This is a genomic window from Halolactibacillus halophilus (genome assembly GCF_900115605.1).
GTDB classification, from domain to species: domain Bacteria; phylum Bacillota; class Bacilli; order Bacillales; family Amphibacillaceae; genus Halolactibacillus; species Halolactibacillus halophilus.
On the sequence record NZ_FOXC01000006.1, the window covers coordinates 17,535 to 29,941 of the forward strand.

The window sequence follows — 12,407 nt, forward strand, 5'->3', positions numbered from 1 at the left end:
AACGTATTATTTTTAATCGACCTTACATATCCGGATTTTATCTCAAATCCGATAAGTACAGAACAGTTACTTTTTCTTAAATACCAGACTGCTAATTTTTTTAACATCTCACCATTTCTCCCTTAACATGTATTACGTAGTTTTACTCGAACTACGCAGTAACTTTTGGTCCAAATCATAAATAAACGATTGAATTTTAGCTTTGTTAAATTGGTAAAGTGTATCAACTGACCAATAAGGTGCTCTAATAGAAATCCCATCATCTAAAAGGGATAAATAGCCGTTATCATCATATCGGTGGTCATAGTATTCGTCATAATCAGAACCCATGCTATGGGCTTCTTTAGGCGCTATATTAGTCCAAGATTCATTTGCAATTTTTTTAATATAATCAGTAAACACTTTAAATTCTTTTGATGAAAACCTATATACAAAACGTTCCTCTTTTTCTTTTTTTCCTTCTGCATTCTCGAAGATAATAGCCGACTTACGATGTTTAATAACAAGCCCATTTTCGAATTCTTTAACTTTCAAAGTGTTGCCTCCTTAATGAACAGTTTCTCTCAACTACGTCAGAACCATATATCGAATGGATGATCGTGGTTGATTTCTGACGCTCTAAAATGAGTAAGTATACTAACAAGCTTTTCGTATGATTTATCTTGCACATCGTGATAGTCAAATTTGTTAGCAAGTTCTTGTATAACGTGTATCCGCTTCTTAGCATCAATTATTTCGGAGTATCTCATTTACACACCTCATTGTTTGCTGTATTCGTTGATTAACTCTTCTACCCGCTTCAATTCGTGATAGATTATGACAAGTTCTGCATCCGTCATCTGTTTAGCTTGGTAAATACCTAATCTATTGAGTAAGTCAATAAACTGTTTTCTTGACACGTTTATCACCAAGAATCATTTGATATTTGCTTTTAATCTTCGTGACGTTACTACTGCTTGAAACCCCTGGTACCAACTCAGCAATTTCTTTATTCGTTTTACCTTCGCGAACAAGATCAAGTACTTGCTTTTCTTTGCGTAGTACCTTTTCTTCTTTCAGCTTTTGTTCTTCGTTAAAGTATTTTTTCGCACATTCATCTGTTTTAACTAAATAACGTATCTTTCCTTTTATTGCCGATTCCGTACGATTCAATTCGATAGCGATGTCTTTTGCAGTCCATTGCTCAATAAATCTTAATTCAATAATCTTGTTAAGCTCTTCGTCTGTGTAACCATTAGATTTTGCGTATTTGACTCCATTCAAGTCAAAGAGGTACTCTCGTTCGTCTTTGGTTAATTCTTTAGACGGCTTTCTTTGCAACTTCTTGCGTTTGGCCACACGCTTCGGATAAATCTTATCTAGCATTGCTTGTAGCTCGTGTGTCGGTGCATCATCAGCAATCAATTTATCTAACTCAATTAATAATCTTGTTCTTTCGTCCAAAACTACTCCCTCCTAAAATGGTAGATCATCGTCTGAAATATCAATCGGCTCGTTTTGCGTTTGCGGTGCTGTTCTCGGATAATCAACCGCTTCTTGTTTACTATTTTTCTTAGATTCTAAAAACTGTACGGATCCAGCTAATACTTCAGTGACAAATACTCGTTTGCCATCTTGGCCATCGTAACTACGTGTCTGTAAATTGCCATCTACACCAATCATTTGGCCCTTACTCATGTAATTCGCTAAGTTCTCGGCAGGTTTGTTCCAAATCACACAGTTAATAAAATCCGCTTCACGTTCGCCATTTTGATTAGTGAATGGCTTATTGACTGCGATAGTAAAGTTAGCTACCGCTTTACCGCTTTGTGTGTACCTTAAATCCGGATCTTTAACCAATCTACCGACTAGTACTACTCTGTTTAACATCTTGTCATCTCCTAAATAAAAATAATGTAAGTGTAACGTCTTGGCTTAGAATCGAACGTTTGTACGACCTGTAATATCTCGCCGCTTCTTGCTCTGATTGCTCTCTCCAAAACGTAGATTTTCATAAATAGTTACCGTCCTGATCTAAGCGACGCTCTCGCCAATTCTCAAACCATTTACGACCTAGATGTGCGGGTTCATGATATGGGCCTATCTTCAAACCATGTGCCCAATCATGACAGGACCTACATACTGTGACTCCATTCCGCTTCTCACCAGTTCCACCTTGTGACTTAAAAGTAATGTGATGCGGTACGCTCTCGATGATGCCTTTTCCACACTTCACGCATTTATAGCCGTCACGTTCGAATATGGCTTGTTTAACTGATGGCGAGAAGTTACGATTCGTCTTCTTACGTTTACTTCCTAGTTGCGATTGTTTGCTGTAAGGACTGAACGTCATGATTAAGGTCCTCCTTTGTCAACCCAACTTCCTGGCATAGAAGCGGGAATTTATCAAAAACATTTCTGCAATCACCGTTTTTTCTAGCTTTAAAGTATATAACTCCTTGCATGATATAATCCTCCTAGAATCGATTCTTTCTAAAGCTCTCACCCTCTAATCGGTGGCGTTCTGCGTTGTCTAGCAATCTATCAATGACGCGTGGGCCGTTATTGCCAAACTTCTCAACAAGACTGGATTCGTTATAGTTTGTTGTGACGACTAACGCTTTACCCAAGCGCATATCAGCGACTTTATATAAAATGTCTGTCGCCCATGTCTCTGATCCATCATCATTTTTCTTGATATACTCTGAACCAACATCATCAAGCACCAGTAAATCTACTTGGTCTATTAAATTTAAGATGCGATCTTCTGATAGAGTCGATTCACGATGATACGTCGCTTTAATCTTTTGCAATAAGTCTGTGCTTTTGATGAATAACGTCGTGTAGTGATTACCGTCATCATCGCGCATCTTACGCACGCCTTTCGCAATGGCATAAGCTAAGTGTGTTTTGCCAAGTCCGGGATTGCCACTCAAAACAAGTGAGTGTTCTTTATCAAAGTTCATGATGTAGTTTTTCGCTATTTCTTTCGCTTTGACTTGCGTTTTATCTTTCGGTTGATAGTTATTCACTGTCGCATCGACTAAGTCGCTTGTGACACGTTCTAACTCGCTGATAACACCTGTCACTTTAGATCGTCGGTATTCATCTTTTGTTGGTAAGTCCAAACTCTGTATAAACTCTTTGTCGTAACACGGCTTACATGCGCCTACTGTCCCTTTTGGTGTGTGATACAAAGTATAGGTTTCTCCGCATTTTTCACACGTTTCTTTTCCCGCTTCCTCAATACCGAACTTCTCTTTTATCATTTCGTCAAATCGTCGCACGTTTCGCCCTCCTAAAACGCGTCTACATCCGGGTTATAATCGAACGTAGGGCTTTGTGTTTTTTGTTTGTAGCTATCTTTAGCAAAGTTGTTAATCGGGTCAGCTTCATCAACGAATTTACGTATGTCTTTGTCTCGCATTAAATCTGCAAATGTGTATTTGTGAGTAAACCAATGTTTTTCACTTTTAAATACCATTGCGTAATTGTTGATAGCTTGTTTCAATTCGTCAAAGCTGTAATCTTTCAATCTTGCTTTCGTTGCACTTCTCATTGTGTTCGTTAATTTTTTATGTTGAATAATGCCCTGAGAGAGAAAGTGATCGAACAGATCACGGACAATATCTTTTTCTTTCTCTAACTCTATATCTAACTCTTTCTCTATCTCTGTGTTACCTTCTGTTACACCATCGTTACAATGTAACGTTTTTTGACCGTTTTTTTTGTTTCTTAAACGTCTAACGCGTTCTGCTGACTCGCTTTCAGACCCTATCACATCTGGAACTTTATTAAGTAAATAATCATCTTCAGTTATGTTCTCAATCAAGTTATTCGTGTGCAAAAAAGCAAGCGTAAGTTTTACATTGTCGATATCTTCATCAAGTTCTAAAGACAACTGCTCATCCAATCCATCTTCAGTCCCTTCAAAGGAAATTATTCCGTCATTCTTTATACTTAGTAATTGCATTTTTAAATATATAATCGTGAAAGTATCGCCACCAGCTATCTTTCTTAGTTTTTTTATTTCACGTTGATTAAAAAAATCGTTCTTTAACTTTAACCAGTAAAACCTTTTTGTTTTAGCCATTTAGAACACTCCAATCCCGTTATTTCAACGTCTCTGACATGTAATGATGTAACAATACTTCTAGGTGCTTAGTAACGTCTGATCCACTACAATTACATTGTGTAAATTGGATGGTTTGCTGCGAACTAAGAGTTTCGTACATCTCTTTGCTGCTTTTCAATTCTTCCTGCAACTCAGAGTTTTCTTCAGCCATTGCGTTTATTAATCCCAACGCTTCTTCATGCTCGCTTTTAATCTTTTCGTAATCTTTCTTCAGTTGGTCGTAACCATCTTTTTTATCACTAGCTTCAGGTTGATTACTTCGCTCTTTTTTGTCGGCCTTACGCAAAAACTTTTTATGTTTGTCGTATAGTGTGGTCATTTTTATTCCAAAATGTTCAGCTATTTCTCTGTATGTTTTACCTTGATCTCTTAGCGACGTAGTTTTTTCTAAGTCTTTGTCACTCAAGTTTATTCCTGCCATCGGTTTATCGCCCCTTTGCTTCGTCATACATAACTGATTACCTAAATCGTTTAATTGTTTAAATACAGGACAACCTCTGCACTGTTTTGTCGAGGATAATTGAGAGTACTCGCAATTATTGCAAAAGTTATCATTGAGATGATCTATCTCAGATAATATTTTCAAACGACGTTGTTTTGACACTCTATCACCTCGACCTATTTTCATGTATAATCGTGTTAAGTGATGTTGCACCATCACTATTATTGGGTTAGGGGCTTTCAAATGAAGGCCCCTGTTTTAATTACGAGATAATATCTACATGCACATCGATATCTTTTAATTGATACTGCAGGTGATATTTAATCGAATCCATAGCATTTAGTTGCCAAGCACCACCATCCGCTTCAAATAGAGCGCATTCTCCACCATCACGCATACGTAAAACAAAATTAGATTCAGGTTGCGCCACTTCTGTAAATGTTCTGTATGGCGCTAATAGGACCGGATTAGGCACCTTTACGTCAGCAACAGTTGCAATCCCCACTTTGGCAGATACAGACTGACTGACACCATCATCACCGATGGATTTAACGTTTTCTTCACGTAGATTACCAACAACCTTTAAAACGATATCTCGGTCCTCGTTCTTCACGAAAACGGACTGCAGCTTAATATTGAATGATTCCGCATCGTAAAAACGATCAAAATTAAACGCAGGAACGAACGCTTTGGCTTCTAAGTAATGTTGACGGTTCATATCTTCGTTATGTTCGGTCATGACACGAACAGTCTGCGGATCTACGATGTGAATCAATACTTTTTTTAGCGAATCAAAATTCGTTTTAATGTAATCCACTAAACCGGATAAGCTTTGTACGGTGATAGTTTGAACCGTCGGCTTGCTGAGTACTTGCATAGAACCTGTTGCGTACTTTTGGTTATTAACGTCTAATACCTTCTTGTTACTTAAATCTGCGATATACTGCATTGCTTCTTTAATCATTATTTATTTCCTCCCTGTGCTTTAAAGTCGATAACGCCGCCGCGGTCGTCCTTGATACGACCATCCTCTGAATCAAAATACGTCTGGTCTTTCATGCCACTCTTTAATTCCGCTGCTGTTGCATAACCCGCTTCATCTCTATCCATAACTAACGTAGAACCTAGTGATAATCTTGGTGCCGGTGTTGTTTTAACATCAATATCTACTTCAGCGATTTCACGCTTTTCATTAGACGTTAACGTTAAGACGATTTGTAACTTACGTTTCTTCTTCGGGTCCGTGTTAGGATCCGCAATATTTTGGAGCAGGTTTTTCAATTCATAGTTAAAGCGTTCTGCTAATGCTCCGTCAGCAAAGTCATTTAAATCAACAATCATTTCATCCATTGCATTTACACCCTTTCGTGTTATAATTTAGTTGGTTAAGGGCCTTACAATAGTAAGGTTCTTTTTATTGCATAACTGACTTGTCTAACGTTCTCAATCTGCCTGTCTCCCGATGGCTCACGACTAACTCATCGTTTAAATTCTTAACAACTAACCAGTTTCCGCTATCAATCTTGTATTTGCTCATTAGTAGTTTCTGTTGTCTGTTCGGCTTCTTACCATGCTTCATTAGATCTCACCCCCTTTCCGCTTCATCAGTAGACTAAGCTGTTGTTTCTTGCTTAACCGCATCCAAAAAGATACTTTAATATTCATGTTTGTCCTCCTTCAGTAATTTTCTTATATCCCTGTAATTCGTTAATTGATTGACTAGTAACTTGTTAAGCGCTTCATAGTTACCTTCGATGTATTGCTTTTCAATCAATAAGTTCGTACATTCTATATGTGCGCCTATCTGATCTATCAGTACTTTATTAATATTGCGTGTGCTACCAATCTTTAAAGCTAGCGCAATTGTGATTGAAGCGGTTACCAATGAAGCGGTAAAAGTCGTAAAGGCAATATAGGTTAAGAAGTTCATTGATTCGGCCACCGCTCTTTAGATACTCGCTGATACAAATCCCATACTTCCGGGAAACCAACTTTAAATGCTTCTCGTTTTGCTCTATCAGCTACCGGAATATCAAATGCACGTTCAATGTCTGTCATAAGCGCTTGAATTCGATAATCTCTAATCCGTAAGTTGTTACACGCTTTTACTTCTTCAAACCGTTCTTTAAACTTCCTTAAAAATTCATCAATATTAGTGAGTACGTTGTACATCAATTTCCCCTCCGATTTCCTTGAAGTTTCTGGCGAATTTAACCCGACCAAATCCTAAAATTTGTTTGTCGTGCCAAACACTAATGGCATTGTCATACACTTTCACTTTACTTCCCCAACCCGGGCTATCCATTACAGCGAACCTGGCTTCATTATCTTCAAATCCAATAAAGGCTAATTCTCCAAAAGTGATAAAGTATCTAGACATCATTTCACCCTCGTATAGTGACCTGCATAAGCGGGGTATCCATCTTCGTCAGTAACAGTTAGTAATGTTTCGTAACTGTGCTTTTCAAATCTGTTTTCGTTAAATACTTCAATCTTGCTATCTCTGTGAATAGCGACAATCTCATCATCAGACTTACGTTGTAACTTCAACACTCCGCTTCCGTCTACGACTAAATGACCGTTTTCCCATTTATCCATGCGATCGATTAAGTCCTGGTATCTGTTCATCTTCTTCACCCTCCCAAAATAAGTCGTTCAATGTGCAGTTAAATATTCTCGCGAGTTGAACCATTTCTTTTTGTGTAAAACAGTTAATGCCTTTTTCTTTTTTGTAGTACGTTTGTTTGCTTATGTGCAGTTTCTTTGCTACGTCAGATTGTTTTAATCTGTTTTCTCTACGAGCGACGAATAATTTAGCATTCATGTTTATCACCTCTCAATTCATCTAGTGAAACTTCCAAAGCATCCGCAATTTTGCATATTTTATTAAATGTCGGATTAGCTTCACTGTTATTTACAATGTTGTTTAGTGTGGAATCATAAAGACCTGTTAGTTTAGATAATTGATAGATTGATATGTTCTTTTCTTCAAGTAGTTCTTTAACCCTTAACATGCGTACACTCTCCCTTTGATAACTCAATATATTGTGTTAGAATATTGTTAAATACTGTATAAGGGGGTGAGATGAATGAATGAAATTATTAAACTCCAAGCTTTTGATGTGCTCTTAAAAAGATTTTTTTCTGAAAATAGCATAGCCAAAGACAAAAAATTTAAAGTAGTCTTACAAATTGACAATCGTTTATGGACTGGTGATCTCATAAACTGGAACTCAAATTCAATTGTTGAAGAATATGTTGATGGAATAGGAGTAATAGATAGAAAGATTCACTATAAAGGAATTTCTCCATTTTTAAGTGAAATTCACAACACTTCACACGAATACATCAAACAGCACGGAGATTTTTTACGGAAGCTTGACGATCCTAGATTAATCTACAATACGTTAAGAGAAATCGTTGATATGATTGACTTCTCTGATATAGATAGTGAGATTGATGATGTATTGTATAACCCTATATCCTTGACTGATAACATTGAATTGCCTTTTCTAAGCTTACGAAACTCTGAAATAACACTAATAGCTATCAAAGGTACCAATCACTAAATTTCTGCAAAGCTTCTAGAATGCGTACCTCCTTATGAGTTTCATTTAGTGAGGGATTCTCAAGTATACTTTTTAATTTAGTTTTTAAATTTGGGTACGGATCCCTCTCATTTTTTCTTCTAGCCAGTTCATATACTGCATGAGAAGTCCACTCTTCAAATTCTTCACTTCCCATCTCTTGTAGTTCGTTTACTGTGGGTAAAAATTTGGCTTGTTGAATTTTCTCCATTTAGATCATTTCCTTTCGATTAATTTAATAATTGTTTTCGATATATCCATCGTTTGAAGTGATATACTCTAACATTTTGATGATTTGTTTAACGTCTTTCTTTTCGATTTGAACAGTTGCTACGTTTTTGATTTCGTGGGCTGTGTGACTACCTGTATCTGTCGCCACCGTTTTACCTTCGTCGTACTCAATCAATGTCAAGTTATAAATGTCGTTGTTCTCGTCATACTCAACAGATACGTTTGCGTTGTTTTCGATTACTGTTAATTCTGCATTTTTAAACATTTAATTTGCCTCCTTGATAGTTACACCGTTTTTAATTGCAAACTCCTTAACCACAGCTACATAAATCTCGGTTATGCGTTTGTCGTCTGCGATTACATCTACTTTGCTAAGCTTGTCTCGTTTTGATTTACTAACTCCTTCATCAGCTAAACGTCTACGTTTATTGGTAAGTCTCACACTTAATTGATAACCACCTCTACGTTCAACCTCCTTGTAAATCTCGTTATTAACTTCTTTATATGCTTCAAATCCGCCGCGAGATTGAGCTATCTTACTGATTAATTGACGCGCATCTTTTCGCCAGTCTGTAGTGTTGAGTGCAACCACATCACGAATACCATCAACTTTTGTTTCTAACTGTTTCGTAGCCAATTCTTGCTTAGCCAAAGATTGAAATAAACCATTGAACATTTGAAGTTCAGGACTTAAATTTGATGTGTTTATCTCATTTTGTTTAATGTGGTTCTCCATCTTGTTAAAACGTTCGATGTAAGCAACAGCGAATTGTGTTCCTTTTTCTCCAGTCATTCGCGTTGAGTAAAGTTCGCAACCTTTTTTGGTGAGGTTGTAACATGGTAAATGTTTGTTTTGAGAATTTTGATATGTTGATTCAATAAAATAGGACAGCGCAATTTTGCTCTCACCTATTTGACTAAGTATATTGCGGATATCTCTCAAGACTTCTTTGTGCTCTCGATCTACCATTTCGGCTACTTCTAAACTTGTTAACGTTTTTTCTAATTGATTCATTTAATTTCCCTCCCGGTATTTATCAATAAGTTGGAATAATTCATCGTGTAGTGATTTAATCTTCGTACCATCAACGTCATCCAAATCTTTGATTGATCGCTTTTGAAAAGCTAATCTAAAAATTGCATACATAGATTGTTGGTTATTGTGCCAATGACCGCAATTGTCGTTATAATCGCTGCGGAATCGACTCTCCATATCCTGCCTTACAGTTATCCAAGACGGGTTGTACACTGTTCTTGGTTGAATCTCTTGAACAACTTCATCCTTAATGGATTGAATGAATTTCTTGTATTGTTCTTCATCGGAAAAATTGATACTGAAATTACTCATTTATTTCACCTCTTCTGATTCATTTTCAGGCTCGAACAAATAACCTAATTCTAATTCTGGGAAATACCGCTTTTTAATTTTTATCGCTTCCGATAACTGAAGGGGATATCTTCCGTTCAATTTGTCGGAAACTGTAGCAGTTCGACCGTTAAACAAATCTTTAGCTATGTCAGTTCGCTTGATATTTCTTCTAGCTAGTTCTGCGTTTAAATTTGGGTACATATAGTCAACTCCTCTCCATCTACGATGTGTCGTAACTTACATTTTTAACTTTAAACTACATGTCGTAACTTGTCAATGGTTTTTATTAAAAAAATTACATTTTGTCGTATTTTAATGCTTTACATCATAACCATATAATGATAAGATTAATTTAGTTACGAAATATCGTAACTATAATTCAAAAAAAGAAAAAGGGGGTGAAAACATGAGCAAAGGAAAAAGATTAGAGAATATGATTTTAAGAAGTAGATACAAAAACATAAGCCAGTTTTCTAAAGCTGCCGGAGTTCCATATACCACAATCAAATCTTTTATTGACAGAGATTTAGAGAGAGCTTCTATAGATAGCGTTTTAAAAGTAGCCAATACATTAGGAGTTAAAATAGAAGATTTGGTAGAAGAAAACGATCGAGCGCCTGAAAAAGAATCAACTTTCACATCAAGTAAATATGTTTACTTACCAACATCAATAAGCGCCGGACTACCTTTGACAGTTGACGGCATAGATCATGCCGAAAAGATAAGTGTTCCGGATTCAATCATGGGCAAATGGGCAGGAGATAAAGATATTTACATGATGCGCATCAATGGCGAATCGATGAATCGTATCATTCCGCACGGTTCTATCATCGCTATTAAACCGACGGATTGTAACTTACTGAAAGATGGTGACATTGTTGTTTACTCAGACAATCACGATTATTCAGTCAAACGGTACTTTAGAGATGACAATAGAATCATCTTTAGACCAGATTCACACGACAAACGTTTTTACGACTACGTGACAAGTGATAATAATGAAAATCTAGTCATACACGGTAAAGTTGTCGTTTATATTGTAGAGTTAGATTAAGTTCTTAGCGCTAAAAACTTAATAGCCCTGACTGATCATCAGGGCTTAAATTTATGAAAGGAGAAATCATCATGACTGTTTATAAAGATAAGAAACGTAACACGTACTATTATAGTGTGACAGTTGAGTTAAAAAGCGGAGAAAAGAAACGGTATATGAAGCGCGGCTTTAAAACACAACGTGAAGCAAAGAAGGCCGAAGTTGATTTTTTATATGAATTTGAAACGGCTGACGAAGAAAACGTCACATTTAGTGAAGTCGCTGATATGTACACAGACTGGTATAAGAAACGACGTAAAGAATCATCGTATAATAAAACAGAAAGCGTCGTGCGTCTTTATCTCAAGACACACTTTAAAAACAAGCTAATTAAAAATATCACACGACGTGATGTTGCGGTATTGCATGACAAGCTACTTGATAAGTTAAGTGTTGCTAGTGCTAAAAAAGCGCACACAATATTGTCAGCGATTTTTAATTACGCTATTAAAATGGAGTATTTAAAGAATAATGTCGCTAAAGAAGTCGGTAACATTGATTTAAGAGAACCGAAACGGATGAATTATTGGCAGTTAGAAGAATTTAAGCAGTTTATTAGTGTGGTGGATCGCTTAGAATACAAAGCATTGTTCATGCTGCTTTTTTATGGTGGGATGCGGAAAGGTGAAGCGTTAGCACTCACCTGGAAGGATATTGACTTAGACAATAATACTGTTGATATCAATAAAACGACAATGAAACGACGAGTGACAACACCTAAAAACGAATCATCTGTACGCAAGATACAGATGCCATCGCACACGATTAATTTACTTGCCGAGTTAAAGATCAGTAAGTTTAGTAAACCAGATTATGTTGTCTTTGGCGAGTTTTACGACAGCTTATCTGATACAAGCGTGAATCGTTACTTTGACAGATATATAGAAAAAGCTGAAGTAACAAAGATACGTCTACATGATTTAAGACACTCACACGCAAGTTATTTAATAAACGCAGGCAATGACATTCAAATTGTGAGTAAACGTCTAGGACACGCGAATACGTCCACGACATTGGACATATACGCGCATTTATATCCGAGCAAAGAAAAAGAAGCCATCTCCCAAATGGAAGATGACTTCAAACTCGCTAAAGTTTATAAAATAAAATAAAACTGTATCACAAAGTGTATCACAAAATTTAAGTTCTTACTCCCCCAACGACCTAAGTCATATTGGTGGAGACGGTGGGAGTCGAACCCACGTCCAGAGATATCGCCACTCAAGCGTCTACATGTGTAGTTGATCTATTTTGGATTCGCAAGCACATATGCCAATCAACAGGCGTCCATGTTGCTAGTCTGATTAGACTCTTCTAACCGTCCTCAGACGGTGGAGGTTAGCGTATCCCACTTCAGTTGAGACCCCAAATCTTAGCACATGGGTGATGCTAAGCGGGATCCTTTAGCAATTGCTTAGGCAGCTGCTAAAGAGAAATTGTTTTGTTTGCCAGTTATTATTGGCGGGTAACGTTTTACGAGCCGTAACCTCGACACGCAGCTTGAGCTCAAACTACCCCTGTCGAATCCGTAACGTCCCCGTAATAGGAAAGTACAGAAAGAGGCGTAACTT

General features: G+C 37.0%; 25 protein-coding genes and 1 other RNA gene. 3 read left to right on the forward strand and 23 right to left on the reverse strand.

Annotation, left to right across the window (positions count from 1 at the left end):
* Positions 1-132: 132 nt before the first annotated feature.
* The 17 genes from BM098_RS03520 to BM098_RS03590 all read right to left on the reverse strand — a co-directional run bounded on the left by BM098_RS03520 (position 133) and on the right by BM098_RS03590 (position 7,570).
* On the reverse strand, positions 133-534 hold the full coding sequence (locus BM098_RS03520) for a hypothetical protein (RefSeq protein WP_089830476.1): 402 nt from the start codon (positions 532-534) through the stop codon (positions 133-135).
* A gap of 224 nt (positions 535-758) precedes the next feature.
* A complete protein-coding gene (locus BM098_RS13405) occupies positions 759-899 on the reverse strand; it encodes a hypothetical protein (protein WP_159430103.1) in 141 nt (46 codons plus the stop codon).
* Positions 877-1,443, reverse strand: a complete 567-nt coding sequence (locus tag BM098_RS03525) for a helix-turn-helix domain-containing protein (RefSeq protein WP_089830478.1) — start codon at positions 1,441-1,443, stop codon at positions 877-879. The genes BM098_RS13405 and BM098_RS03525 overlap by 23 nt, the downstream gene beginning before the upstream one ends.
* 12 nt (positions 1,444-1,455) lie before the next feature.
* Entirely contained in the window at positions 1,456-1,869 is a 414-nt protein-coding gene (gene ssb / locus BM098_RS03530; RefSeq protein WP_089830480.1) for a single-stranded DNA-binding protein, read from the reverse strand.
* Positions 1,870-1,990: 121 nt separating this feature from the next.
* Positions 1,991-2,332 (reverse strand): HNH endonuclease, encoded by a 342-nt coding sequence (locus BM098_RS03535; protein ID WP_089830482.1) that lies wholly within the window; start codon positions 2,330-2,332, stop codon positions 1,991-1,993.
* 124 nt (positions 2,333-2,456) lie between these two features.
* Positions 2,457-3,266, reverse strand: a complete 810-nt coding sequence (locus tag BM098_RS03540; protein WP_089830484.1) for an ATP-binding protein — start codon at positions 3,264-3,266, stop codon at positions 2,457-2,459.
* A gap of 11 nt (positions 3,267-3,277) precedes the next feature.
* Positions 3,278-4,072: a phage replisome organizer N-terminal domain-containing protein gene (locus BM098_RS03545; RefSeq protein ID WP_089830486.1), complete on the reverse strand. Its 795-nt coding sequence runs from the start codon at positions 4,070-4,072 to the stop codon at positions 3,278-3,280.
* 19 nt (positions 4,073-4,091) lie between these two features.
* On the reverse strand, positions 4,092-4,718 hold the full coding sequence (locus BM098_RS03550) for a zinc-finger domain-containing protein (RefSeq protein WP_159430104.1): 627 nt from the start codon (positions 4,716-4,718) through the stop codon (positions 4,092-4,094).
* A gap of 100 nt (positions 4,719-4,818) precedes the next feature.
* Positions 4,819-5,520 carry a hypothetical protein gene (locus BM098_RS03555; RefSeq protein WP_089830490.1) on the reverse strand — a complete coding sequence of 234 codons (702 nt, stop codon included), beginning with the start codon at positions 5,518-5,520 and terminating at the stop codon, positions 4,819-4,821.
* Complete coding sequence (locus BM098_RS03560) at positions 5,520-5,906, reverse strand: replication terminator protein (protein WP_234987402.1); 387 nt, start codon at positions 5,904-5,906, stop codon at positions 5,520-5,522. The genes BM098_RS03555 and BM098_RS03560 overlap by 1 nt, the downstream gene beginning before the upstream one ends.
* A 64-nt stretch (positions 5,907-5,970) precedes the next feature.
* On the reverse strand, positions 5,971-6,135 hold the full coding sequence (locus BM098_RS13970) for a DUF6906 family protein (protein ID WP_373863184.1): 165 nt from the start codon (positions 6,133-6,135) through the stop codon (positions 5,971-5,973).
* A gap of 75 nt (positions 6,136-6,210) precedes the next feature.
* The gene (locus tag BM098_RS03565; RefSeq protein ID WP_089830492.1) at positions 6,211-6,486 is read right to left on the reverse strand and encodes a hypothetical protein; all 276 of its coding nucleotides are present in this window, start codon (positions 6,484-6,486) and stop codon (positions 6,211-6,213) included.
* Positions 6,483-6,728 carry a hypothetical protein gene (locus BM098_RS03570; protein WP_089830494.1) on the reverse strand — a complete coding sequence of 82 codons (246 nt, stop codon included), beginning with the start codon at positions 6,726-6,728 and terminating at the stop codon, positions 6,483-6,485. Before BM098_RS03570 ends, BM098_RS03565 begins: the two co-directional genes overlap by 4 nt.
* Positions 6,709-6,936: a hypothetical protein gene (locus BM098_RS03575; protein WP_089830496.1), complete on the reverse strand. Its 228-nt coding sequence runs from the start codon at positions 6,934-6,936 to the stop codon at positions 6,709-6,711. The genes BM098_RS03570 and BM098_RS03575 overlap by 20 nt, the downstream gene beginning before the upstream one ends.
* On the reverse strand, positions 6,936-7,184 hold the full coding sequence (locus tag BM098_RS03580; protein ID WP_143423370.1) for a hypothetical protein: 249 nt from the start codon (positions 7,182-7,184) through the stop codon (positions 6,936-6,938). Before BM098_RS03580 ends, BM098_RS03575 begins: the two co-directional genes overlap by 1 nt.
* Positions 7,147-7,380, reverse strand: a complete 234-nt coding sequence (locus tag BM098_RS03585; RefSeq protein WP_089830500.1) for a helix-turn-helix transcriptional regulator — start codon at positions 7,378-7,380, stop codon at positions 7,147-7,149. Before BM098_RS03585 ends, BM098_RS03580 begins: the two co-directional genes overlap by 38 nt.
* A complete protein-coding gene (locus BM098_RS03590; protein ID WP_089830502.1) occupies positions 7,370-7,570 on the reverse strand; it encodes a helix-turn-helix domain-containing protein in 201 nt (66 codons plus the stop codon). Before BM098_RS03590 ends, BM098_RS03585 begins: the two co-directional genes overlap by 11 nt.
* Positions 7,571-7,645: 75 nt before the next feature.
* Between BM098_RS03590 and BM098_RS03595 the strand changes: the two genes are divergently transcribed.
* A complete protein-coding gene (locus BM098_RS03595; RefSeq protein ID WP_089830504.1) occupies positions 7,646-8,125 on the forward strand; it encodes a hypothetical protein in 480 nt (159 codons plus the stop codon).
* On the opposite strand, the gene BM098_RS03600 is transcribed toward BM098_RS03595, so the two are convergent.
* The 5 genes from BM098_RS03600 to BM098_RS03620 are packed head-to-tail and all read right to left on the reverse strand — an operon-like array spanning position 8,106 to position 9,944.
* Positions 8,106-8,354, reverse strand: coding sequence for a hypothetical protein (locus BM098_RS03600; protein WP_089830506.1), 249 nt, complete (start codon positions 8,352-8,354; stop codon positions 8,106-8,108). The two genes, BM098_RS03595 and BM098_RS03600, sit on opposite strands and share 20 nt — an antisense overlap.
* Positions 8,355-8,378: 24 nt before the next feature.
* Entirely contained in the window at positions 8,379-8,639 is a 261-nt protein-coding gene (locus BM098_RS03605; RefSeq protein WP_089830508.1) for a hypothetical protein, read from the reverse strand.
* Positions 8,640-9,389, reverse strand: a complete 750-nt coding sequence (locus BM098_RS03610; protein WP_089830510.1) for a Rha family transcriptional regulator — start codon at positions 9,387-9,389, stop codon at positions 8,640-8,642. It lies immediately after the preceding gene.
* Positions 9,390-9,722, reverse strand: coding sequence for a hypothetical protein (locus tag BM098_RS03615; RefSeq protein WP_089830512.1), 333 nt, complete (start codon positions 9,720-9,722; stop codon positions 9,390-9,392).
* Positions 9,723-9,944 carry a hypothetical protein gene (locus BM098_RS03620; RefSeq protein WP_089830514.1) on the reverse strand — a complete coding sequence of 74 codons (222 nt, stop codon included), beginning with the start codon at positions 9,942-9,944 and terminating at the stop codon, positions 9,723-9,725.
* A 205-nt stretch (positions 9,945-10,149) separates the two neighbouring features.
* Here BM098_RS03620 and BM098_RS03625 point away from each other — a divergent pair, with 205 nt between their 5' ends.
* The gene (locus BM098_RS03625; RefSeq protein WP_234987403.1) at positions 10,150-10,797 is read left to right on the forward strand and encodes a LexA family protein; all 648 of its coding nucleotides are present in this window, start codon (positions 10,150-10,152) and stop codon (positions 10,795-10,797) included.
* Positions 10,798-10,868: 71 nt separating this feature from the next.
* Complete coding sequence (locus tag BM098_RS03630) at positions 10,869-11,948, forward strand: tyrosine-type recombinase/integrase (RefSeq protein WP_089830515.1); 1,080 nt, start codon at positions 10,869-10,871, stop codon at positions 11,946-11,948.
* A gap of 63 nt (positions 11,949-12,011) precedes the next feature.
* Here the strand turns inward: BM098_RS03630 and ssrA are convergent.
* Positions 12,012-12,375: a transfer-messenger RNA gene (gene ssrA, locus BM098_RS03635) on the reverse strand.
* Positions 12,376-12,407 lie beyond the last annotated feature (32 nt).